This is a genomic window from Gimesia sp., from assembly GCF_040219335.1.
In the GTDB taxonomy this organism is placed as follows: Bacteria; Planctomycetota; Planctomycetia; order Planctomycetales; family Planctomycetaceae; genus Gimesia.
In genome coordinates, this window is record NZ_JAVJSQ010000002.1 from 1 (window position 1) to 23,364 (window position 23,364).

Genomic DNA, 23,364 nt, shown 5'->3' on the forward strand with positions numbered 1-23,364 from the left:
GGGACGAGTCCGGATCCGGAACGGGTTATACATGCCCACCGTCACGGCCCTGAATCACAACCCCAGGATCAAAGCGTTCTACAAACGGCTCGTGGAAAATGGAAAGCCCAAAATGGTGGCGCTGGTCGCTGCGATGCGAAAGCTACTCATCATTATCAACACCATGGTAAAGGAAGGGAAAAAATGGGAGGCTAACGTGATAAATTTCTGATTTTTTAAGACAGTCGCTACTACTTTATTAGTGTTGAAATATCACCAGGTGATCGGGGGCGAGTTGGATTTCGTTGTCCTGGATCAGGGGCTCTGATACCGAGGAGAGCTCAAGCGAACCTGTAAGGGGGATGCGAACGGGTTCTGCGTCCGTATCTGTGACCGGGGTGAGACGGGCGTGGATAGTGATCGTGCTCCCCTGCTCTGGCTGCAGGTATTGGAGCGTGAAAATATTGTGCTCCCGGTCAACGCTGGTCTGCAGGTGGTCAGCGGTCAGCCAACCTGCGTCGATCCCCTGTTTGCGGAAGTGGAGCAGGCTTTGATACCAGTGGAACATGTCCGGATCTCGGTGCGGGGCTTCATTCCATTTCGCTTTGAAAAACGCTTCGGCCTGCGAGGGGAGCAACGCATCCTGCCAGATATGAGGTGGGTAATCGCCTCGACGGCCGATGTCGACGGCGTCGCGGAGATGTCGATCTTCAAAGTCGACGAAGAAAGGAAACGGCGCGGAAGTTGCGAATTCTTCCCCCATGAAGATCAGCGGAATTCCAGGATATAGGAGTACCAGACCGGCGGCTGCTTTCTGGAACGGTTTGGACGTCAGATGGTGAATCCGTTTGCCGTGCGGATGGTTGCCGACGCTGTCATGGGTTTGCAATGCGATGACCAGCGACTCGAAATGCCGGCTGTCCCGTTCCCTGTCAGTGACGCGTTGTGAGTCTTTGCCGGCGAAGACGTATCCGTGAGCCAGCGACTCCACGAGGTCCGCAGTTCCGTGGTACTGACGGTGAGTCAGCGAGAGGTCCGGCAGGACGTGAGAATAGATCGAGTACATCAGGCAATCGCACCAGATGCCGTCGTAAGGAGTGCGGTCCTGATCGGGAGTGAGGAGTTCGTGGTTGTAGGCATTGGTTTCGGCGAAGAGGTGGATGGGCCAGCGTACGGTCTCCGCGAATCGTGAGACGCCCTGGCGGATGTCATCCAGGATGTCAGGGCGACTGTCATCGTACATGCAGTGCACGGCGTCGAGGCGAAGTCCATCGAGGTGAAACTCTTCGAGCCAGTAGACAGCATTATCGACGATGAACTGCCGGACGTGTTCTGATTCCGGACCATCGTAGTTGAAGGCGTCTCCCCAGGGGGTGTGATGTTTGTCGGAAAAATAGGGACCGAATTCAGAGAGGTAGTTCCCCTCCGGTCCCAGATGGTTGTAGACCACGTCCAGAATAACGGCGAGGCCGGAGCGGTGACATTCGTCAACGAAGGCGCGGAAGTCGTCAGGTGTGCCATAGGTGTTACGGACGGCGAAGAGGTCGACCCCGTCGTAGCCCCAGTTCCAGCGACCGGGAGACTGGGCGACCGGCATGATTTCCACTGCGGTGATGCCGAACTCGTTCAGTTCCGGCAGGCGTTCGATGGCCGCTCGGAACGTGCCTGCCTGGGTGAAGGTGCCGACGTGCAGTTCGTAGATCACGAGGTTTTGTTTTTCAATTCCCTGCCAGCGCTCATCGGCCCAGGGGAAGTCGCGGGGATCGATGATCTGCGAGACATTGTGGACTCCCCGCGGCTGATAACGCGAGGCGGGATCGGGGCGCGTGGTTTCTCCATCAAGGCGGTACTGATAGCAGGCATTCGTGGAGGCCTGGGGAATGGTGCCTGAATGATATCCCTGATGATCGCGCACCAGTTCGTGGCTGATGTTCGCGCTGTCGGTATTGATCTCGACATGCACCTGCTTACAATGAGGCGCCCAGACGCGGAAGTGCGTATCCCGGGAGGTCACAGGGGTGGCGCCAGGACGCGTGATTTCCGTTGGTTCGGGGGCTGCGAGTCCAAACCAGCGACAGCCTTCCAGCACTGCGGAGGTGGCGGTGGCTGAAGCGAGAAAGAGGCGGTCATCCCAACCGGATTGGCGGTGCAGGTTATAGACTCGCTGGGCCAGGCTGCGGTCGGCATTTCCGACCAGAATCGTACGGTAGCCTGCAGTGAGCGCGGCCAGGTCGTTTCCGGAGTCTCCTGAAAAGACGGTGCTGGAAGGATCGAGCTGATTCTCCTTGTGCCACCACTCGAGGGCCAGGGCCTTGGAGACGGTAGCGGGGAGCAGATCGATCAGACCATCTCCGTTAAAGGGATCGACGCTGTGAATGATCGAGTATGGGGCGTCGGTCTTGTCGAGAATCTGCTGGATGCGGTCGACTTCCTGTTCCAGCAGTGACGCGTCGGTGTAGTAACTGAGTTTGAATCTCCCCTGCTTTTCCGGTTCCTGTAAACGCAGGCCGGAAATCGGCTGCAGGAGTTCGCGGAGCTTCTCGATGGGCATCGAGGTAATGATTTGATCCTGGTAGTCCTGGTAGGCCGAGACCGGTTCAAATTCACCTGAAGTCTGGCGTTTAAAGATGGATGTGCCGACGTCGCAGATGATCCACTGCGGGATCGGCAGTTCGAACTCTTTAATCGCCTGGGAGACGGAAGCGAAGTGACGGCCCGTGACGAAGACGACGGATACATTACGGCTCTGGAACTCTGTGGTGAGAGTCTTCAGATCGGCCTGGTTTTGGGGATCCTGATTCAGGGGGATAAAGGTGCCATCCAGATCGGTGGCCAGAATCTGGGCTGCGGGATCTGTCAGCGGATTGTCTGCGCGAGACATGGGACGCTCCGTCGGTTAGACGCGATTGAGCCAGAGAATCTGGTAGGGGGCGAGCACGATGTTCTCTGAGGTCGCGTAGGTTTTGTCGTCGATCATATTCTGGAAGAATCGTCCGAGGCCAGCGGTGCGGATCTTATTTCCGTCGATTTGCTGAGGTTCCTCGGAGAAGTTGGCGAGCACGATCAGGCGGTTGCCTTCATTGATGCGGATGTAGCCCAGCACGTGTTCGTTGGTAAGCGCGATGAGGTCCATCTCCTGACCCGCGAGGGCCGGCAGCGATTTGCGGAGAGCGATCAGCTTCTGGGTGGTGCAGTAAATGTGGGTGCGGATGGAGCCGTTGCCCGCGTTGCGGTGGTCGTCAAGTTCTTCGAGGAATTCCCACTGCATTTTGGGGCGATGGATCCAGCGGGAGTCGCCGGCCTTGGCGGGATCTTTGACGAAATCGTAATCGTTGAGCATGCCCCACTCTTCGCCGAGGTAGAGTAGTGGAATGCCACCGATACTCAGTGAGACCCCGTGCAGGAGCAACATGCGTCGCAGAGCGAGTTCCTTCTTCTCCTCGTCGTCTTCCTCAATGGCCTGTTCCAGTCCGGCGAGCGACGCCATGGTTCCCGAGATGCGCATGTCGCCAGTCTCGAAGTTTTCCTGAAAAGGAACGCCGCGCGCGAAGGAGCCCGGAAACTGACCGGTGTAGAAGTCGTTAAGGAATTTACGATGATCATAGGCGTTGATGCCGATGGCCTGGGCATCGGCGTCGTCGAAGGTCCAGCCGATGTCGTCGTGGCAGCGGAGGTAGTTGACCCAGGCAGTGTTGCGGGGCAGTCGATAACGGTGGCTGAGGGTCTGCACCAGGAGATTGACTTTGCGGGTGGCCAGCGATTCCCAGAGGAGCGCCATCAGTGTGGGGTTGTAAGAGATCTGACACTCGTGCTCGCTGATGTACTTGACGACGTCGTCGGGATGTACGATGGCTTCGGACTTGAACAGCAGACCGGGGGTGGCGATGCGGGCCAGGCGGTTGAAGGCCTGGATCAGAGTGTGTGCCTGCGGGAGATTCTCACAGCTGGTTCCCATCTGTTTCCAGATAAAGGCGACCGCGTCCAGGCGGAGGATGTCGATACCCGTGTTGGCGATGAAGAACATCTCTTCGAGCATGGCGCGAAAGACCGCGGGGTTGGTGTAGTTCAGATCCCACTGGAAGCTGTTAAATGTGGTCCAGACCCACTGCTGCATTCCGTCGTGCCAGGTGAAGTTCCCGCGACGCACGGTGGGAAAGATTTCGCGGAGGGTCCGTTCGTATTTCTCCGGTTCGGTGCGGTCCGGGAAGATGTAGTAGTACTCCTGAAACTCACGGTTCCCGGCTTGCGCGAGGCGCGCCCATTCGTGGTCGTCCGCGGTGTGGTTAAAGACGAAATCGAGGACAAGCGAGATGCCTGCTTTCCGCAGGTCGGCAGCGAACAGACGTAAATCGTCAATCGTCCCGAGACGGGGATCGACAGAGCGATACGTACTGATTGCGTAACCGCCGTCGTTATTGCCGGGGCGGACTGCGAATAAGGGCATCAGGTGCAGATAAGTCAGACCGAGATCTTTAAAGTAGCCCACATGCTCGCGAAGTTTGCTGAGGTTCTCCCCGAATAGATCGACGTAGAGTGCCCCTCCGTTGATGCGTTCGGACTGGAACCAGTTGGGTTCGTTGATCCGATGCCGGTCCAGTTCGCAGAGTTCTTCTCTCCGTTCCGCCCACGCTCGGGCTGCGGTGAGCAGCACGTGTTCGATGTGGAAGAAGAAGTCGTAACGGTTGTGATAGAGTTCGAACAGCAGACGGAACAACGGGCGCCAGTGCTCGTCGAGTCGCAATTCAAATTCATGCTGCCTGGCATCACTGATCTGACTCTCCTGCCAGACCTGAGCTAACCGGGGCTGCAAACGTTGCAGGGTCAGATCTGCCTTGAAGTCAATCTCATCCTGTGTCTTGCTCATTCGATCCGATCGTTGGGAATGGTAATCTTATCTAAGAAGTTGTAGTACTTGATTCCTTCGAGGATGCCTGCAGCGTGGGTTGCCTGCGCGAAGTAGACGCGGGGTCGATTACGCAGACGTTCCAGCTCTTCGCTGTGGTTGCCGACGACGACTCCCAGGGTGCGTCCCAGCAGCATTCCCGCGTCATTTCCGGAATCGCCAGAGACAAGAACGTGTTCGGGAGCGAAGCCCCATTTCCAGAGCACGTGCCTCATTGACAGGTCGCTGCCCCCCCGCACGGGGATGACATCCAGGTACATGCCGAGCGACATCACAACCTTAGCACGTAATCCTGCTTCCCGGAGAATTTTTTTGATTTCCGAGAGGCTGGGGCTGAGACTGGTATCAATTTCATAACTGATTTTGAATTCTGACTGATGTTCTTCGATTTGCGGGAAAAATCCGGGGAGTGAATCCAGCACTTCGCGAATTTTCTCGGGTTGCCAGGCGTAATCGATTGATTTACGCCAGCTGAGGTCGGGAGTGAGATTCTCGCCGTAGTGTAACTGTGTTCCCGCGTCCGTATCAATCAGGTCCGGCTGAGGGAGCCCCAACTCCTGGATCAGTTCCATGGCACTGTCCAGACGTCGGCCCGTCGCAATTCCAAAACCAATATGATCATTCGCACGGATGAGTTCGATGAACTCCTGCAATGCCTCGTCATCTCCCGTCAGTGTATTGTCCAGATCGGTGATAATCAACCGGTCAAATTCGGGAAGACGACGCGAGGTCGATTTGTCGGCCAGCACGGGGGCGGGAGAGTGCTCCAGGATATCCTGCAGGTCCCTCAAGTAACGCTGCGCGTGGTTATTCCAGGAGTAATGTTCACGGGTGCCTGCGATCCCGTTTGTGGACCAGTCAGACCACTGCTCCGGCTCAGTAAGGGCGCGGAGTAGTGCGTGTTCGATGGCTTCTTTATCCAGAGGATCGACAAGCAGGCCGTTCTGGCAGTTGGCGATTATGTCCCGCGGTCCTCCATCGTTGGTGGCGACGACGGGGAGCCCTGTGGCACCGGCTTCAAGCAGTGTGAGTCCGAACGGCTCCGTCAGGGCGGGATTGATGAAGACCCCCTTCAAAGATGTAGCGAGCCGGTAGAGCTCAGGGACATCACTCGGCGTATGGGATTTAGGGTACGCGACCTTCCCATACAGGTTATAGCGGTCAACCAGGTAGAGCACGCGGTTGATGATGGTCCGCTGCGATTTGGGCAGATCGCGGAGGTCATCGCGAGTTCCCATGACCATCACGAGGTTGGCTTTCTCCTGCAGCTGTTCGCTTTCGCCGTAAACCTTGACCAGCATTTCCAGGTTTTTGCGTTCATCCGGTCGCGCCATGGTGAGGATCATTGGCTTGTCCGGCTCGCGCAGGAAGGGTTTCAGCTCTTCGGCGAATGCAGGTATTTTCCAGTCAGGTTTCGCAGGAGAAAATGACGAGAGATCCACGCCGGGAGGGATGACTTCCATCCGGGCGGGTTCATAGTGGTCGTAGAGTTCGTATTGCTGCTGGACTTCCTGGTTCGTGCTGGTGACTACCATGGAAGCGGTTTCCAATGCGAGTTCTTCCGCTTCGATGCGTGCGGTGAACTTGTAGCGGTTTTCCAGTTTATCCATTGATTCCGGATCAGTTTTCCCCAGTGAGAGTCGCTGGCGTTTGACCCGTCCCAGTGAATGTCCAGTAAAGACATAAGGAATGTGCAGCAGTCGGGCCAACTGGGCTCCCGCTACGCCAGCGTCCGCGTAATGTCCGTGAATGATGTCAGGCAGACCCGTGCGACGGAAGTGCTGCAGCGTCTGGTCGATAAACAGTTCCAGGTACGGCCAGAGCGATTCTTTACGCAGATAACGTTTGGGGCCGAACGGGACGCGGACGATCTTTGCGTTCTCAGAAATTGGTTCTTCAACCTGCGCGTAAGCGTCATCGACTTTGGGGTCAATGATCTGGCGGGTGAGTACCTCGACTTCTTTAACGCGCGAGTGAGCGGCGAGTTCTTTGGCCAGTTCCAGTACGTATTTGACCTGGCCGCCGGTATCCGCATCGCGGCCCAGTTCGGGATCGTGTGCCCGAATCAAACCGTGCAGACTGATGAGCGTAATTTTCAGATCACCGCGTCTCGCAGAGGCAATGCCTGCCCCACGAGGATCAACGACTGCGTCTGAAAAGGGTTCATTTAATACGTTATGGCTCATTGAGTTCATCCTGTTAAATTCTATTCCTGAGTTAGGGGCCCGCTGCGATGTCGCAATCCTGAATAACGGGAGTGATGGTAAGAGGTTCGCGTGAAAACGTGTCGGCGGGAGCGCGGCGAAAAAGTCGTTCGCCGATTTTGAATAACGTCAAAGTCGGCTCTGTTGAGTGGAGATATCAGTCGAGCAGGTCCGGTCGCTGAGCGACCACATTGGTCGCCAGCCAACCACCCGGGGATATCTCCTGCTGGGGCGAGTACAATCAAAACGGGTTTGTTAATTGCTTTCTCCTGAATGGTCATCCTGAGTCCAATGTACTGGGAATTAACTATGCAAAGGGCATGCCGAACCGGGGGGTAGAGGTCCAGCAGTGATGAGACATATCTGGCCCAAAATAAGTGCCACAGTTGTCTCATATGTGTGCGTGATGATATAATGGGAAACGCGTGTCGCATTTGCGAGTGAGAAATCGACCGTCGATTTCTCTGTAAATTCAGTCTCGTGCTCGCTGAATTCACCGCAAATAGTGGCCGGGAGGTGTCTCATGGAAAAACCTTTGCTCGTCTGTACGTTATCGAAACGTCAGGCCAGGACAGCCCTGGAGTCTGAAGGCTGCGATCTGCTGGTGGTCTCCTCTGCCGAGCAGATTCTGTCGACGGAATTCCCTCGCTCGCCCCGTTTGTTTTTGATGACGGCGACTGCAGAGAACCTGGAAGAAGTTCTGGGCGTCATCAGCGTTTTGCGCAATCAATGGCCACTGACGGACATTCTGATCTGGGCACCGGTTATCGAGAATGAGCAGGTCCGTATCTTGTTTCAGTCAGGCGTGAGGGATGTATGTCTGTCTCAGTCCGTGGAGCAACTGCAGCAGTTGGTGAAAGAGACGCTCGAGAATCAGCAGTTTCTGCCCCGCATGCACGATCTGAGTCATCAGCGGAAAAAAGGGGCGCGTTTTGAATCGATGCTCAGTCGCAGCCTGGCGATGTGGGATCTGTTCGAACTCTGCACGCGTGTGGCACCGACGGATGCGACCGTTTTGATCGTGGGAGAGACGGGGACCGGTAAAGAACTGCTGGCGCGAGCCGTACATCGTCGTTCGGGAAGATCGGGGCGTTTTGTCGCTGCGAATTGTGCGAGTATTCCTGCGGAACTGATCAACTCCGAACTGTTCGGTCATGAGAAAGGAGCCTTCACCGGTGCGGAACGGGCCAAGAAAGGTCTGGTGATGCATGCGAATGGAGGGACACTGTTTCTGGATGAAATTGGCGATATGCCTCCGGAAGCACAGCTGTGCCTGCTGCGGATGCTGCAGGAAAAACGGATTCGGCCTGTGGGCAGTCAGTCTGAAGTCGAGATTGATGTGCGGATCGTGGCGGCAACGAATGTACTGCTGGACCTGGCTGTCCGCGAGGGACGATTTCGCGAGGATCTGTTTTACCGACTCGATGTGATCCGCGTGAATGTGCCTCCACTGCGTCAGCGTCCGGAAGATATCTTTCTGTTGTTCGGCCATTTCACCAAACGACTGGCGCGGCATTACGGGTTGGAACCGCCGGTCTTTACGGACAGCTTTCTGGATGCCCTGCTCGATTACGAATGGCCGGGTAATGTGCGTCAGCTGGAAAATTTCAGTGAGCGGCTGGTACTGGCCCGGTTTCCCTCGGCTCTGACAGCACGGGATTTTGCCCGACTGCGGAGTACCAATCTGGCAGAGACCGGGCAGACGCTGGAACATAAGCAGCAGGCGGTCTGGCGGAAGAGCATTGATGCGTCGCGGACGCTGCAGGAGAATCTGGAGCCCGTGATTGAGCAGCTGGAACGCGAGTATTTACGGGCGAAGCTCAAGCAGAATTCCGGTCGGGTGGCAGAAACCGCTGACGCCGCAGGGATCAGCAGACGGACCCTCTTGCGCAAGATGAAACAGTATGGAATCGAGAAGCAGGATTTCAAAGACTGACAGTTCGGGAATTTTAAGCTGACCGGGCAACCCGCAGATTGTATTTCCTCCCCCCTCTGATTAGAGTAATTACTAAACAAGGTTATTGAATCGGCTGAGAGTCAAATCCAGCCTGGTTGTCAGCGTCATTATATCAAGAAGGAATGATCGATGAATTTAAAGTCACTCTGCAAAAGTGGTCTGTTTTCCCTGCTGGTTCTGGCTGTCATGGGAACTGCTGCCGTGAATGCAGGCGAAAAGAAGTCCGACAAGAAAATGAATCAGCCTCCGGAAGGCTTTATCGCCCTGTTTAACGGTAAAGATCTGTCCGGCTGGATCGGCATGAATTATCACATCGTCAAAGGGAAAAGCCCGATGGCCGTGAAGAAGATGTCGGAAAAAGAGCGGGAAGAACTGCTCAAAAAGAACTGGGAAGACGTACTGGAACACTGGTCCGTGGAAGATGGGGAACTGGTGAATGACGGTCATGGCGTCTATCTGACAACAGCTGAAGACTTTGGTGACTTCGAACTACTGCTCGATTACAAGACCGTCGCGAAAGCAGACAGCGGTATCTACTTACGCGGTGTGCCTCAGGTGCAGATCTGGGATACGACCGAAGAAGGTGGTAAATGGGATCGGAAGGCGAATCTGGGTTCCGGTGGTCTGTTCAATAACAAAGGGGAAGGCAAGTATCCGCTGGTACACGCCGATAAACCCTTTGGTGAGTGGAATCATTTCCGGATCATCATGAAGGGGGATAAGGTTACGGTCTACTTCAATGACAAACTCGTTGTAGACAACAAAAAGATGGATAATTATTATGAGAAGGACCAACCGATCTATGAGACGGGGCCGATTCAGCTTCAGACTCATGGCGGTGAAATCCGTTTCAGAAATGTCTTTCTGAAAAAGCTGTAAACCGTACAAAACAGAATTCGGAACCAGCTGTCCCCCGGGTGCGGGACAGCTGAACTCCGGGTGCTGTTTTCGATATAAGATTCAGGGAGGAGTTAAGGAATGGTTTCCTGCACGCACCGCTTATTTGTGACCGGCCTATTTTTATGGCTGCTGGTCGGCTGCACCAAAACGACTCCCGTTGAAGAAATCTCTGTCCAGTCCAGCGGCGTCTCCCTGAGTGATTCTGACGTTCCCGATCTGTCAGATGTCTGGCCAGGCTGGCGTGGACCGGAACGGAATGGACACGCCCCGAACCAGGACCTGCCCGTCCAGTGGAACGCGTCCAAGAATGTGGTCTGGCGTACTGATATTCCCGGACGCGGACACAGCTCTCCCATCGTGGTTGGTGACCAGGTGATGCTGGCCACCGCCGATGATGCGGATCAGGAGCAGATGGTGATCGCCTATCACCGCAAGGATGGCACCGTGCTTTGGGAAACCGTCGTGCATCAAGGGGGCTTCCCCTCTGACGGGGAACTGCATAAAAAAGGAACCAATGCGAACGGAAGTCTGCTCTGCGACGGCGAGCGGATCTTTGCTGCCTTTCTGAATTCAGGGAAAGTCATCGCGACCGCACTGGATCTAGAAGGTAAGCAACTCTGGCAGCAGGAACTCGGGGCCTTTAATTCCAAGTTTGGATACGCTCCATCTCCCCTGCTCTACAAGTCATTTGTAATCATAGCCGCCGACAACCGGGGGGGCGGATACATTGCTGCTCTGGATCGACAGACGGGCAAGATCGCCTGGCGGGTCGCGCGACCGGCGGTGAGTACCTATTCCAGCCCGATCGTGGCGCATGTGGGAGGTCGGGATCAACTGCTGATCAGCGGCTGTGACAGTGTCGCCAGTTACGACCCGGCAACGGGCAAGGAATTCTGGAGCACTCCCTGTCTCGCGGAAGCAACCTGCGGGACGATTGTCACTGCCGATGACAAAATCTTTGCCAGCGGCGGTTATCCCAAGCGGGAAACGGTGGGGCTCTCGGCAGAGGGAAAACTGCTCTGGACGGATAAGACCAAAGTCTATGAGCCTTCCCTGCTGGCAGATGGTAAATACGTGTACGGCGTGACCGATGACGGGATCGCCTACTGCTGGGCAGCCGGATCGGGAGAGGTCATGTGGCGGAACCGGCTGCGGGGTTCCTTCAGTGCCTCACCGATTTTGTGCAACGGGTTGATTTATGTCTCGAATCTGTCGGGGGAGACGTTTATCTTCAAAGCGACTCCTGACGGATACGAAGAAGTCGGCTTCAACAAGATTGGTGATGACTGCTACGCGAGTCCCGCGGTGGCGGATGGCGAACTGTTCCTGCGGATCGGTAAAGAACAGGGAGGCAAACGACAGGAGCAACTGGTCTGTCTGGCTAAGATGTCTGAATCCAAAGCTGCCGAGTCCGACCAGGCCAGGTAGGTAACCCTCGGTCTCACGAAACTGATTCGGACCGATTTATTTCTGATTCGGTTCCGCTTGCGGCCGTTTTTTGAAATGCTGTTCTGCTCTTGGAAGTTGGTGTGCCCAGTCAGGGCTGAGAAATTCGCGGATGCGTTTCTGATCGCGGGTGAGGAATGAACCGTGCTTCTGCGTGGTCCAGTAAGCGTAAAACTCGGTGTGAAGCCGGGGATCATCAATGCTGAATTCCCCCTGCTTTTCCCGAGCCTGCAGCCAGCGGTACATGCCGTCGAATGCTTCGATGCCGGCCTGTTGCCAGAGAATTCTTCCTTTGCCGTAAGTCAGATAAACATGTCGCTGGAATTTCCAGCGGTCGAGCATGAAACGGGCAAAGGTGCGACAGGGCATGTCCAGACAAGCCTGGAGTTCGGTCTGCTGTTCCTGCAGTTTCTGTTTTTCAGTTGATGCAAGCTGTTCTGTTCTGAGCTGCTTTTCTATCGTCAGCAGCTGTTGACGGATCATATTCTTTTCTTTGTCATTCAGTCGTCGGATCTGCTGGTCACGACAGAAAAAAGACGCCGCGTACGAGATTTCCTGTTCGGTGGGAACAAGCGACTTCCGACGGTCACTGATGTATTGTTCTTTGACAGGCTGCGCGAACAGCCGAAAGAGTTCTTCGCGTTGTGTTACATTCTTGCCGGTGCGGAGCTGGTCTCGATAGACGGCGCGGCCCATCACGGTGCCGATCTGCTCGTGTCCCGGGTTCTTGGGATCTTGAGACGCGGTCGTGAAAGACAGGCAGACAAAGAGAATATACAGGCAACAGACGGAGACGATGCTCCCCCTGGATAAAATAGAATTCATTGCAGGCCCTCGGAAAGAATCTTGCTTCAGTGATGCTAAACCGATGAGGGCATTCTAACCGCGGATCTCTGTAACACTAGAAAAATTCTGCTATTTATGGCGTTTCACACTCAATTCGCGCTTCCAGTTGAGTTTTTTCTCAATGGCGGAGATCATCATGCCGGCGATGTCTTTACCAGTGGCTGCTTCAATACCTTCGAGTCCAGGCGAAGAATTAACTTCGAGCAGCAGTGGACCATGTTTGGAGCGAATGATATCTACACCGGCAATCATCAGGCCGAGCGCTTTTGTGGCTTTCACCGCCAGCTTACGTTCGGTCGGTGTGATCTTGATGATGGACGCAGTGCCCCCCTGGTGGATGTTCGCCCGGAATTCTCCCGGGGCTGCTTCCCGCTGAATCGACGCGACGACCTTGCCGTCGATGACGAAACAGCGAAGGTCCTTCCCTTCGGCTTCTTTGATAAACTCCTGCACGAGCAGGTTGGCACGCAGCGCTTTGAAGGCATTGATCACACTTTCAGCGGCTTTGCGGGTTTCCGCGAGCACGACGCCGCGCCCCTGCGAGCCTTCCAGCAGCTTGACGATTAATGGAGCACCTCCCACCATTTCAATCAGGTCGTTGGTATCGATGGGAGAATTGGCAAAGCCGGTCGTGGGGATATTGATTCCGCTCTTGAGCATCAACTGCAGTGAATACAGCTTGTCGCGAGACTGGGTGATGGCGACAGACGTATTCACCGTCAGTACATTCATGCTCTCGAACTGACGGGCCAGCGCACAACCATAATAGGTGATGCTGGGACGGATGCGGGTAATGACGGCATCCAGGTCATCGAGAATGGTGCCACCCCGGTAGTGAGCCTCAGGTTCGACCGCGTCGAGTTTCATGTAGCACTGTTTGATATCCAGAAACTCCATCTCATGCCCCCGCTCTTCTCCCGCTTCGAGAATCCGCTGGTTGCTGTAGAGTTCCTGATTACTGGCGAGCACCGCGATTTTGAGTCCGCTACGGGTCTGTTCCCGCTTGCCATAATGTTTATTCAACGTGTCGCTGGTTACCTGCCCCTGACAGAAGCTGAGGGCGGGATCAACCAGCATCCGCCCGCTCATCGCTTCGCGTCCCAACAGCATGCGATAACCCATGGAATCACGATTGGCGAGTGTGAGTTCAATTTCCCAGGCCTGATCGCCCATCTTGAGTGTCGCCAGGATGACATAGCGGGTTTCCGAGATCCCACTGGAACTTTTCACCACGCGCTTGTCGACGATGGGACGTTCGCAGCGGACCACGGTGCGACGGTTATTCTGAAGGGGATGGACTTCAAAACTGACCCAGGTTTCCCCCTGGCGGCGGAACTTCTGAACGTTGAAGGCGTGGATGGAAGATGTTTTGGCTCCGGAGTCCACACGGGCTTTGATGGCGGGAATACCCAGGTCAGGGAAGGCGCACCATTCTTCACAGCCGATAATCTGTTTGTTTTTCTCATCTTTCATGATGGGGAGTGTCGTTTCTATTTCGAACCTGCCAGGCAGGGATGGTTTAAAACTTCGAGCAGGAGTCAGAGGGAATAGTGGTAGACGAAATACTGTTCGTCCCGCTTCCAGCCTGCGGTCTGATACAGGTCCTGTGCGGTTTCGTTCGTCATTTCTGTGGACAGGGTCAGCCGGACCGCCTGGAGTTCCCGGGCATATGCGATGGCAGCGGAGAGCAATTCTGTTCCCACTCCCTGCCGTCGACCTTCCGGTGCGACAAACAGATCATTTAAGATGAACGTCCGCGCCAGCGAGATCGAGGAAAAGCCGGGATATAACTGGGTAAAACCGACTGGCGTGTCTTCCTGATACGCGATGAACAGGACCGATTCGCCATGGTTAAAGCGGTCTGAAAGAAAGTCGCGTGCCGCCTGTGGATCACTTTGTTGCCGGTAGAACTGGCGATAGCTGTCAAACAGCGGTACGAGATCATCCAGATCTGTGAGAACGGCTTGTCTGACGGTGATCGAATTCATAATGCAGGCCACAAGGTTGAACGCGATAGGGGGGAGTCACTATGCGTAAAATAGTCGCTCTCGGCAGCTGTGTCCACAACACGTCTGTTAGTTTTCCGTGTTTGACGCAGTTCGAACGCTTTCTGCCTGGGTAACCAGCTCTCGCTACAGGAGGCGGAATTCCTGTGGACTGGCCGGGATGGTCATTTTACTGCATTCTCAAGTGTGAAAAACAGATGAAACGGGGGCGAAATGAAATCATCCCCTCACCGATGCTGTATCGGAGAGGGGATGATTCAAAGGGCACGACGCAGCTCTGTGCTAGAGGCCACGGTCTTATTTTTCAGGTGTACCAATACAGAATAATTCGGTGCCGGTACGAATCAGCAGGGTCTGGTCGACGGCTGCGGTTCCATAAACGGCGATGGGACCTGCTTCCGCGTATTCGGTTTTGGGTTTGTCCTGCTGTCCTGGAGCGGTTTTGGATTTCTCTGCATCTGCAGAGTCCGCCAGGAGAGCATTGGACGCGATGAGTTTAAACTCCGGTCCGGGGGCGATGACGTCAGTAATGCCTTTTTTGGTGAAGAAATAGATCTGGTCGCCGGCGGCCAGGGGCGAACTCCAGCAGGGACCGGAGAGCCTTTGGGCGTAGTTCTGTTTGCCGGTCTTGAGATCGAGACAGAAGACCACGCCGACCTTATTGACGAAATAAGCGCAGCCCTCATACGCCAGTGGAGTACAGTAATAGGAGACGGCCTTTTCTGCTTTCCAGAGCACTTCGTACCCCGGTTTCCCGTCCTTGGTTACAAGTCGGAGGCAGCAGTTGGAATCGCTGGCATTCGCGCCCCCCGGGTTGCGGCGGTCGGTGGACGCTCCAATGAGTACGTAATCTTCAAAGACTGACGCAGACGGAATTGTATTGCCGCTGATACCGGACATGGTCCAGAGGAGCTTGCCGGTCAACCCCTGGTAGCCTTTTACGGTACCGCGGGCACTGACAATGATTTCCGGCGTACCAGCACGGTCGGCAACGACGGGAGAAGTCCAGGCGACTCCTTCCTCTCGATCGGTCTTCCAGTTCGTTTCTCCCGTTTTCTTATTGAGAGACAACAGGTAGGAGGGGCCATCGTGGGCAGTCAGTACAAACAGTTGATCGGCTGTCTGCGCCACTGAGTTTCCGATGCCGTGGTTACTGACGAATGCACCGTAATCTTTCACGAGCGAACGATGCCAGAGTGGTGAGCCATCATGCCTGCAGGCGAAGACATCACCACTATCATAGAACGCATAGATCCCCTGCCCGTCAACTGCGGGAGTCGGTGCGGCACGGGAGACCATGGAAGTTGATTTCTTAGTCTGGCTGGCTTTGAATTCTTTCGTCCAGTTCAATTTTCCCGAGGCGAGATCATACGAGTGCAGCAGGCAAGTTTCCTGTTGTGGACCTGCGATGGATGTAACGAAGACCTGATTTTTCCAGATAACAGGCGAAGACTGACCATAGCCGGGGACTGCCTGCTTCCAGCGAATTCCCTGGTCGGCAGACCATTTCAGTGGCAGATCGCGGGCTGAGGAAATATTGGAGCCTGTCCCGCGAAAACCGGTCCAGGTATCAGAGGCGTTCGCAGTCGTGATGGTGGACAGCAGGCAGACTGCCAGCAAAATTCGAGTCGATTTATAATTCCTGGGCACAGCTGGGTTCCTTGAGATGTGGGGGTTCCGGAGGCGCTACCAGATCTGCCAGTGACGTCTGATGCAGGGTGGTTTCCAACATGGAAAAGGAGTTCAGCAGATGCTGGTGTAGCTGGCTGATCTCGGTCGAAACAGAGTCTGTGTGGGAAAGCGTCTCTCTGAGAGAGGTGGTATTCACGGCATTAATGATATCAAGCAGGCTGGTTTCACCGGGATCACGAAGCAGCGTGTATCCGCCGTTATGGCCGCGCTGCGAGCGGATGAGCCCGGTTCGGTTGAGTTCCAGCATGATTTTGGGCAGGTAGGCATGCGGGACCTGGGTGACTTCAAACAGCTGATCGCGGGTCATATAGTCCGGATAACGAAACGCCAGACAGGTCATTGCTCGGAGAGCATACTCTTCGGTTTGAGAAATCATATTCATAGTGATCAGGACTCAATGGCGTATCTGTCGAGGAGGCTTCGGCAGGCGATTTCTGACGAACGAGCCTCTCTCTGATTGTGTGGGGGATTGCAGTTGCAGCAGTTTGTTCCGGCAGATGTCGTAACGAATCTGGTCATTCGCATCTTGAAAAATGGCCATGAGCCTTTCCAGGCAGCTGCTACAGTGGATCTGCTGTAATTCTGAGCGACTGATCTGTTTGACAACGCGGTAAGCTTCGTCGAACTGTCCCATGTGTTCGAGGAGGTTACTGAGTGCGAGTCTGTAATGTCGGTTCTCCGGATCCAGACTGACTGCCTTGCGGAGAATGCTGGCAACCTGTCGTTGCGGGTAACCGAGCTGATTCATAAAGTGGGCCATCCCCAGCCAGGAATCGGCCTGATCCGGATCGCGGCGGACTGCTTTGCGGCAGGCCTGCAGCGCCAGATGTTTCATCTCGGAGTGTCGTCCCAGGTAGGTCGAGAGTGCGGGCAGCAGCCGATCCGGAATGTCTTCTCGCTGTAAGAGGATCGTGAATACCGACTGGGCCAGAGCGGTTTTACCGGTTTCCAGGTAGTTCTTAGCCAGAACGTATTGCCCGGAAGCGGAGAGCGGGATGAGTGTTGTTGCCGTTTCAAGTGAATGGATCGAGGTATTGTGCCAGCTGAGCGAGTCTTCAATCAGTCCTTTGAGTTCCCAGGCTTTTCCTGCATCGGGATCAACGGTGTGCAACTGTGTGATCTGGTCCAGTGCCTGGTAATGCAGTCCCTGTCGAAACAGATCGATGGCCACCTGCAGCGTTTGCTGTGTTTCCATAGTCATCCTCTCTGAAAGGAAATTATCAGGCTTCACCTGAAAAAGAGGAGAGACAAGAGTTCCCGGAATGGGGCGTATCCAGAACAGAACTCTTGTCTCTTCAAGCGGAAAACTTGACTTTAATTCAATTGAATCTGCTCGATCGTTTTGAGGTGCCCTTTGCGTGAAGCGCCTCCGATGGCGAGCAGACCGCCGTTACCGTCAGGGAGCAGACGATGGAAGAAACGCGGTGTGGCCAGTGATCCTACCTGCTTCCATTGGTTGTTCTTCTGATCCAACTGGAAAACACCGCCGTCCATTCCGCTGAAGTAGAGCTGGCCACCCAGGCTCCAGGCGGTGGTACCGAAACCGTTCATGGTACTGCCGGGCAGTTCCGGTCCTTTGGACCATTTGCCGGTCTGGGTGTCGTAGACGTCGACTTCGTGGCTGATATCGCCGTCAGCATCGATGCCTCCCATGGCGTAGATTTTACCTTCGTGGGCAGCAGCGGAGAGAGCCCGCCGCTGGAAGGGTTGCTTAATGGTTTTCCATGTGGGTTTGTCTGCAGCAGCATCGAAGACCAGCATATTCTCCTGCCAGATCGATTCATCCCCTTTTCGCATCTGCCAGCCACCCACAACGTAGAGCTGATCTCCCAGGAAGACAGCGTCATGTGAGGAGCGACCATTAGGCATCGCGGTGATGGGTTCCCAGCTGTTTTTGCCGGGCTCAAAGCGTTCCACACTGGGCAGCGATTCCATCAGGGATTCTTCTCCCTTTTTGTTCGTGACCGACAGGCCACCGACCCGGTAGACGCTTTCTCCGTGAGGTGCCATGGCCAGGCCCTGTAATGGAGTTTTGAGCGGCAGAGTTTCCCAGTTTTTGGGCTGCTTGAGGTTGAGCCGCTGGAAGTTCTGCGAAAGGTTGTCTGCACTGTGCTGATGGGCGCGTCCGGTGTGACCTGAATAGACATAGAGGTAGTCTCCACTGACGGCTGCACCGAAGCTGGAAATGGCATCGGGCAGCTGAGGATATTTGCTGTCGACAGCGGTCGTTTCCGTTTTGTCGGCCACGGGCACATAAGGGAGCGTCAGTGTGGAGTAGTGACGGATGCTGTCGTACTTGTCCCCTTTATGTTCGCCTGCTTTTTCTTCCACGTGTTTAGCGCGGATCGAATACAGGCCTTTGCTGAGTTTGAACTGGTACTGACCCTGGTCGTTGGTGCTGGCGGTGACCGTTTCGCTGGTGGTTTCCGGACCGATGACTTTGACCTCTGCACCAGCCAGCGGTTTACCGTTCAGGTTGACCTGCAGGGTGACTTCTTCCCCCTTGAGTGTAGGGATGATTTCCAGGGGCAGCTGTTCGGTGCAGGTGATCTTATTCCAGACCTGCTGACTTTTCTGCGGGAATGTCTTGGCGTAGTACTTGAGCAGGAAGTTGCTTTCGCCGCGCGTGATCACGCCATAGGTGTGATTCAGCCCATAAGCGGCTTTACCGGCTCCTTTGGGTTCGGGAGTGATGAACAGCGAGTCATCACCTGCTGTCAGGGAGTAGGTCTGCAGTTTGCCGTTCTGCTGTTTCTCCCAGACTTTGATGCTGGTGAGTCGTTTTAGCAGATCGGGGTCATCGGGTTCGGCTACCTCACCAAAGTAGAGCTGCACTTTGGCAGCGTTATTCTTGCCTTCGGCCTGGGGAAGCAGCCAGAGGAAATGGGCGTATGCCTGGTTTGTCGCGACGACTGCCAGCAGGCAGAGCATGGCGGCGGAAAATGTGAATTTTTTCATTTCAGATTACTTTCAAAAAGCGAGTCGCTGAGTAGGAATCCTGCTCAGTTAGTTTGTGAGAGTGCAGAGTCGGTCAGCAGGCGGTGATTTGTCAGCTTGATGGAACCGACGTTGCGATCGAATTTTTCGCCACATTCTACGGTCAGCATGGATGTGGGCAGGTCGAACTTGCCGACCCGGGTGAAGGCAAACGTATTGCTGCGGTTGGACAGAATTTCGCCTGTCTGGGGATTGCGGTAAGTCACTGAGGTGACCTGCGGGAGGGTTTCATTTTCTTTGGTCCGCAGTACGTCCAGCGTGGAAATGGTAAACCACGATTTATCAGAACGGCGATGGACTTCTGTCATGACATCCCCCTGCAGGCGAAATGAAACGTTTTTGCCGTCAATGTTGACCAGGCGGCCGAGTGGATGGTCGACTTCCTGATCAGCGAACGTGGCGGGGATTTGTTTCTGCTGACGGTATTTCCGATGTCCAATCACGGACTTCAGCTTGGGCAGGCTCCACTCGGAAAGTGATTCGTCCTGCAGAGTCAGCTTGATTTTGAACTGATTGTCTGCGACGAGTTTCCCGGTGGTGCACTTCCCATTGTAGCAGACGGTGACATCTGCCGTAAAACCGGGAAAGTCACGCCAGGTCGCCCGGGCTTCCCTGACCTTCTGGTATAGTTTGGTCGCGGCTGCTTTTTCCTGCTGGGAATCGGTCGATTCCTGTTCCCGGGCAGGCGTCCATTCCATGGTAGCAGAGAGAGCCAGCAAAACGATCAGGCCAGCCAGGCCCCATTGCTTGAGTTCTCGCGTGATTTTTTGGCGAAACGGCATCGGATGTCTCCATCGTTATGAGGTAAGTAGGTTCGCGTTGGCGGAAAGTGGGGATTGAAGTCAAACTTCAAACAGGTTTATTTCTTAGCAGTCGATGTCAGGGCAAAGGTAAAATCGTTGTCTTGCTCTGCACTGATGGACTTGGTCAATTTGCTCTGTTTGTTGTATTGCGGAGGGACTTTGACAACTTCGATCCTTTTAATACCTTCTGCTCTCAAACGTTTGAAAGCCTCTTCATCATCCTCTGCAAATCCTCCATCGTCAGTGGAGATGATTTCAATGCGATTGGTACCTACGACAGGGCCGAAATCGAGTGGGACATTGAAAATCCCCTCGCGAATTGAGGCTGAAGCCTGGGGACCTTCGTTTTCACCATCCGGAATAAAGCGGATGACACCTTTGGAGAGTGGATCGCCATCCAGGGTCACGATCCCCCGCACCGCAGCACGGGGGTATTCTTCAGAAGATCCACAGCCTGTCAAAGCAGACAGAACCAGGCAGAAGCACAAAATGAGTGATACCTGTTTAGAATTCACCGATCACCTCCCCACCGTTTCGGGTTGCCAGGGCATCCAGCAGGTCGGCGTCAATATTTTCAGAGATGAAGTGTACCGAGCCATCGACAAAGACGAACTGTACGCCGCCTACATGGTCGCTGCGAAATGATTTTCTCCAGTTACTGTCAAAGACAGAGTCGTTAGCAACATCGTGAGGATTAAAGTCTGCAGCCGTGAAGCAGACGGTTGATCCCGGGTAGGGATTAGCCCAGTAAGTGAATCCGTAACGAGACTGACCATTACAACTGGAACTGGCACTGGTGAATTTATAGTCCGGCAGGTTGTAAGCGGTTTCTCCGATTAACAGTGTCGTTGAGGTACCATCGGTGATGTCCCGGAAACGAATTTTACCGGCAGTGCTGCCTGTGTATACGATGGCACCATTCTGTGCTGGAACCGGATCGCCAACGTGGCTCCAGTAAATATTGTAGTCTTCTGTACCTCCACAGACCGCATAGTGTCCGGGAGCACGGCCGTTATCATCTGAACAACTGGGGACAGCGCGACGCATCGGCGATGTGGGGCACATATAAAACGGTAGCTTCTGAGAGGTGACCGTCACATTGTATGGGTCTGAGTTATTCAGATCAAAATTGTAAAGGTTATATGCGTTCGACTGATCGATGAAGGGGAGGATCGAAACAAAGAGACTACCTCCACTTGTGATGGAGTCGGAATTACCACAGTTAGCATTGGGGAGAGTAGTGTAGACGTCGGCATAGTTGTGAACGGCCAGGCCGATCTGTTTGAGGTTGTTTTTACATTGGGTCCGGCGGGCGGCTTCACGGGCCTGCTGGACGGCGGGGAGCAGAAGGGCGATCAGAATCGCGATGATGGCGATGACGACCAGCAGCTCGATGAGGGTGAATGCACGACGCCGCTGGGGGTGAGTGGGGGTGAGTAACATGGTTTCTCCAGAAGGTTGTAGTACCAGATTGATGAATTTGAACCGATGGATGATCGATTCAACGCCCGACGGATCTGGCTGGCTGGCTACGCATGGAGAAGCGTCATGTTCGCTGGCTGGCTGATTGAAATTGAAACTCAATCTCAATACAGGGATGATATAATTGGATCCCCTGCTCTGCAAGTTTTTAGACAACAAAATCAGTGAAAATTAATAAAATTACATGGGGTGTCTTAAGTGTCGCTGTATAAGTCACTTAAGTTGGTTTTTCTCTGGTGGAGAGGTCCAGGAATGATCTGGTCAGATGCTCCCAGAGCTAATACGGAGAGAATAATAGAGTGTTAGTCTTGAGATTCATTCTCAAAAGCAGCGATCGATTCCAGAAACGGTGTCCCGAAATCATCGCATTTTTTCTGACCCACGCCCCAGATTTCAAGGAATTGTGCCGTGGTTGCCGGTTTATGGCGAGCCAGTTCCCGCAACGTGGCGTCGCCGAAGACCATGTAGGGTTGAATCCCTTTTTCACCGGCGATCTGCTTCCGTAGCTCGCGGAGCACTTCAAACAGCCCTTTATCGACCCCCTTCCAGTTCAGGTTGTCGAACTTGTCGCGGGAACGTTGTGACTTTTCAGCCTGACTGTCCTGTGTGGTCCGCATGAGCTGTGGAGTTGCTTCCCCTTTGAGGAGTTGCCAGCCGCTCTTTGTGATTCGCAGCTGCTGGTATTCTGCCGTCTTGGTCAGGAATCCCTGGGACATCAGCTGGTTGAGCCAGCTGCGGATTGTCGCCAGGCTTTCCCCTTTCAACAGACCGTAGGTACTCAACTGGTCGTGTCCGTTATTGAGTACTTTTTTGTCTTTGGAACCCTTCAAGACTGCTGCGGTATAGGAGGCTCCAAAATTCTGATCCTGACGATAGATCGAGGAGAGGATTTTCTGTCCGATCACCTGGGCATCGTCGACCTGTTTGAATTCTCCCCGGCAGAGATCACAGCCCGTTTCACAGTCCTCTTCCAGGTCCTGACCGAAGTGCCGCATCAGGTAGCGGTGCCGACAGTCGAATGCGTGACAGTAGTTCTGCATCGCCTGCAGTGATTCAAAGGCGCTCGCTTTGGATTCGTCAGGCTGATCTTCGAGGATCCGCTGCCAGATCATCGCATCCTGCTCGGAATAGAGCAGTACGCACTCGGCTTCAAGACCGTCCCGCCCTGCCCGACCACTTTCCTGCTGGTAATTTTCCAGTGACTTGGGCAGACCTGCATGAATTACATAACGCACGTTGGGTTTATCGATGCCCATGCCGAAGGCGATGGTGGCGACGATCACATCGATCTGATCTTGAATGAAGGCTTCCTGGTTGCCCGCACGTTCGACATCGGGCAATCCTGCATGGTAGGGGCGCGTTTCGTAACCGGCGTCGTTGAGCGACTCACTCAGCGATTCCACATCGGCCCGGGAGATACAGTAAATCACCCCCGGTTCATCCGGGTGGCGGTCGATGACCTCACAGACCTGCGAGAAGCGATTGCTCCGGCGGGCGACGGTGTAACTCAGATTGGGACGATCGAACGAGCCGATGAGCAGTTCCGGATCCTGCAGGCCGAGTTGACTGGCAATATCGTTGCGAACCAGTTCCGTTGCGGTGGCGGTGTAAGCGTGGATGCCACACTGCGGAAAGATGCGTTTCAGTTCCTGGAGTTCCCGGTAATGAGGGCGAAAGTCGTGCCCCCACATACTCACGCAGTGTGCTTCATCGATGACGATATAAGCCAGCTTGATTTCGGCGAGCATGCTGAGCATACTCTCGAGCATGAGCCGTTCGGGGGCGACATACAGAAGTTTGATCTTGCCTGCACGCAGATCTCGAAAAACCTGTCGGGCTTCTTCCTGGTCGAGGGAACTGTTGAGACAGGCGGCGGAGATGCCACAGACGCGGAGCGCATCGACCTGGTCTTTCATCAGGGAAATCAGCGGGCTGACAACAACCGCGGTCCCTTCCACGCAGAGTGCGGGAGCCTGGTAGCAGAGAGATTTCCCACCCCCCGTTGGCAGGACGACCAGTGAATCACGGCCTTCCAGTACCGAAGTCATCGCGGCCTGCTGCAGGGGGCGAAATTCGGAATATCCCCAGTACTCGTGTAAGACATCCAGTAACGCGTCGTCCATCCCTGTTTCAGCCATGATCGTTTCCG

Annotated in this window: 17 protein-coding genes and 1 pseudogene; 4 read left to right on the forward strand and 14 right to left on the reverse strand. The window is 54.6% G+C overall.

Annotated elements, in window-relative coordinates:
• A pseudogene (locus RID21_RS00105) lies at positions 1-211 on the forward strand (IS110 family transposase); the annotation flags it as partial.
• 27 nt (positions 212-238) lie between these two features.
• Here RID21_RS00105 and treZ read toward each other — a convergent pair.
• Genes treZ through RID21_RS00120 form a run of 3 tightly spaced genes read right to left on the reverse strand, consistent with a single transcriptional unit; the run spans position 239 to position 7,068 of the window.
• A complete protein-coding gene (gene treZ / locus RID21_RS00110) occupies positions 239-2,860 on the reverse strand; it encodes a malto-oligosyltrehalose trehalohydrolase (protein WP_350186580.1) in 2,622 nt (873 codons plus the stop codon).
• Positions 2,861-2,875: 15 nt separating this feature from the next.
• Positions 2,876-4,843, reverse strand: coding sequence for an alpha-amylase family glycosyl hydrolase (locus RID21_RS00115; RefSeq protein WP_350186581.1), 1,968 nt, complete (start codon positions 4,841-4,843; stop codon positions 2,876-2,878).
• Entirely contained in the window at positions 4,840-7,068 is a 2,229-nt protein-coding gene (locus tag RID21_RS00120) for an HAD-IIB family hydrolase (RefSeq protein WP_350186582.1), read from the reverse strand. Before RID21_RS00120 ends, RID21_RS00115 begins: the two co-directional genes overlap by 4 nt.
• A gap of 541 nt (positions 7,069-7,609) precedes the next feature.
• On the opposite strand from RID21_RS00120, the gene RID21_RS00125 reads away from it, so the two are divergent.
• The 3 genes from RID21_RS00125 to RID21_RS00135 all read left to right on the forward strand — a co-directional run bounded on the left by RID21_RS00125 (position 7,610) and on the right by RID21_RS00135 (position 11,371).
• Positions 7,610-9,022 carry a sigma-54 interaction domain-containing protein gene (locus RID21_RS00125; protein ID WP_350186583.1) on the forward strand — a complete coding sequence of 471 codons (1,413 nt, stop codon included), beginning with the start codon at positions 7,610-7,612 and terminating at the stop codon, positions 9,020-9,022.
• Positions 9,023-9,172: 150 nt separating this feature from the next.
• On the forward strand, positions 9,173-9,922 hold the full coding sequence (locus RID21_RS00130) for a 3-keto-disaccharide hydrolase (protein ID WP_232106819.1): 750 nt from the start codon (positions 9,173-9,175) through the stop codon (positions 9,920-9,922).
• A 99-nt stretch (positions 9,923-10,021) separates the two neighbouring features.
• Positions 10,022-11,371 carry a PQQ-binding-like beta-propeller repeat protein gene (locus RID21_RS00135; RefSeq protein ID WP_350186584.1) on the forward strand — a complete coding sequence of 450 codons (1,350 nt, stop codon included), beginning with the start codon at positions 10,022-10,024 and terminating at the stop codon, positions 11,369-11,371.
• Between the two features lie 36 nt (positions 11,372-11,407).
• Here RID21_RS00135 and RID21_RS00140 read toward each other — a convergent pair whose 3' ends face one another.
• From RID21_RS00140 to recQ, 11 genes are all read right to left on the reverse strand, one after another.
• Complete coding sequence (locus RID21_RS00140; protein ID WP_350186585.1) at positions 11,408-12,214, reverse strand: hypothetical protein; 807 nt, start codon at positions 12,212-12,214, stop codon at positions 11,408-11,410.
• Between the two features lie 90 nt (positions 12,215-12,304).
• Positions 12,305-13,708: a 30S ribosomal protein S6--L-glutamate ligase gene (gene rimK / locus RID21_RS00145; RefSeq protein ID WP_350186586.1), complete on the reverse strand. Its 1,404-nt coding sequence runs from the start codon at positions 13,706-13,708 to the stop codon at positions 12,305-12,307.
• Positions 13,709-13,773: 65 nt separating this feature from the next.
• Positions 13,774-14,223: a GNAT family N-acetyltransferase gene (locus tag RID21_RS00150; RefSeq protein WP_350186587.1), complete on the reverse strand. Its 450-nt coding sequence runs from the start codon at positions 14,221-14,223 to the stop codon at positions 13,774-13,776.
• A gap of 315 nt (positions 14,224-14,538) precedes the next feature.
• The gene (locus RID21_RS00155; RefSeq protein WP_350186588.1) at positions 14,539-15,891 is read right to left on the reverse strand and encodes an outer membrane protein assembly factor BamB family protein; all 1,353 of its coding nucleotides are present in this window, start codon (positions 15,889-15,891) and stop codon (positions 14,539-14,541) included.
• The gene (locus tag RID21_RS00160) at positions 15,875-16,309 is read right to left on the reverse strand and encodes an Rrf2 family transcriptional regulator (protein WP_350186589.1); all 435 of its coding nucleotides are present in this window, start codon (positions 16,307-16,309) and stop codon (positions 15,875-15,877) included. The genes RID21_RS00155 and RID21_RS00160 overlap by 17 nt, the downstream gene beginning before the upstream one ends.
• A gap of 18 nt (positions 16,310-16,327) precedes the next feature.
• Positions 16,328-17,128 (reverse strand): tetratricopeptide repeat protein, encoded by an 801-nt coding sequence (locus tag RID21_RS00165; RefSeq protein WP_350186590.1) that lies wholly within the window; start codon positions 17,126-17,128, stop codon positions 16,328-16,330.
• A 119-nt stretch (positions 17,129-17,247) separates the two neighbouring features.
• On the reverse strand, positions 17,248-18,891 hold the full coding sequence (locus tag RID21_RS00170; RefSeq protein ID WP_350186591.1) for a DUF4198 domain-containing protein: 1,644 nt from the start codon (positions 18,889-18,891) through the stop codon (positions 17,248-17,250).
• 44 nt (positions 18,892-18,935) lie between these two features.
• Positions 18,936-19,712, reverse strand: a complete 777-nt coding sequence (locus RID21_RS00175) for a DUF3386 family protein (protein ID WP_350186592.1) — start codon at positions 19,710-19,712, stop codon at positions 18,936-18,938.
• Positions 19,713-19,789: 77 nt separating this feature from the next.
• Complete coding sequence (locus RID21_RS00180) at positions 19,790-20,248, reverse strand: hypothetical protein (protein WP_350186593.1); 459 nt, start codon at positions 20,246-20,248, stop codon at positions 19,790-19,792.
• Entirely contained in the window at positions 20,238-21,176 is a 939-nt protein-coding gene (locus RID21_RS00185) for a DUF1559 domain-containing protein (protein WP_350186594.1), read from the reverse strand. The genes RID21_RS00180 and RID21_RS00185 overlap by 11 nt, the downstream gene beginning before the upstream one ends.
• Positions 21,177-21,517: 341 nt before the next feature.
• Positions 21,518-23,353: a DNA helicase RecQ gene (recQ, locus tag RID21_RS00190; protein WP_350186596.1), complete on the reverse strand. Its 1,836-nt coding sequence runs from the start codon at positions 23,351-23,353 to the stop codon at positions 21,518-21,520.
• Positions 23,354-23,364: the final 11 nt, after the last annotated feature.

Coding starts and splice junctions, on each gene's coding strand:
- RID21_RS00115 (WP_350186581.1), bottom strand. CDS start 4,843: ATGAGCAAGACACAGGATGAGATTGACTTCAAGGCAGATCTGACCCTG.
- RID21_RS00175 (WP_350186592.1), bottom strand. CDS start 19,712: ATGCCGTTTCGCCAAAAAATCACGCGAGAACTCAAGCAATGGGGCCTG.
- recQ (WP_350186596.1), bottom strand. CDS start 23,353: ATGGCTGAAACAGGGATGGACGACGCGTTACTGGATGTCTTACACGAG.
- RID21_RS00170 (WP_350186591.1), bottom strand. CDS start 18,891: ATGAAAAAATTCACATTTTCCGCCGCCATGCTCTGCCTGCTGGCAGTC.
- RID21_RS00130 (WP_232106819.1), top strand. CDS start 9,173: ATGAATTTAAAGTCACTCTGCAAAAGTGGTCTGTTTTCCCTGCTGGTT.
- RID21_RS00165 (WP_350186590.1), bottom strand. CDS start 17,128: ATGGAAACACAGCAAACGCTGCAGGTGGCCATCGATCTGTTTCGACAG.
- RID21_RS00125 (WP_350186583.1), top strand. CDS start 7,610: ATGGAAAAACCTTTGCTCGTCTGTACGTTATCGAAACGTCAGGCCAGG.
- treZ (WP_350186580.1), bottom strand. CDS start 2,860: ATGTCTCGCGCAGACAATCCGCTGACAGATCCCGCAGCCCAGATTCTG.
- RID21_RS00150 (WP_350186587.1), bottom strand. CDS start 14,223: ATGAATTCGATCACCGTCAGACAAGCCGTTCTCACAGATCTGGATGAT.
- RID21_RS00135 (WP_350186584.1), top strand. CDS start 10,022: ATGGTTTCCTGCACGCACCGCTTATTTGTGACCGGCCTATTTTTATGG.
- rimK (WP_350186586.1), bottom strand. CDS start 13,708: ATGAAAGATGAGAAAAACAAACAGATTATCGGCTGTGAAGAATGGTGC.
- RID21_RS00185 (WP_350186594.1), bottom strand. CDS start 21,176: ATGTTACTCACCCCCACTCACCCCCAGCGGCGTCGTGCATTCACCCTC.
- RID21_RS00140 (WP_350186585.1), bottom strand. CDS start 12,214: ATGAATTCTATTTTATCCAGGGGGAGCATCGTCTCCGTCTGTTGCCTG.
- RID21_RS00160 (WP_350186589.1), bottom strand. CDS start 16,309: ATGATTTCTCAAACCGAAGAGTATGCTCTCCGAGCAATGACCTGTCTG.
- RID21_RS00120 (WP_350186582.1), bottom strand. CDS start 7,068: ATGAGCCATAACGTATTAAATGAACCCTTTTCAGACGCAGTCGTTGAT.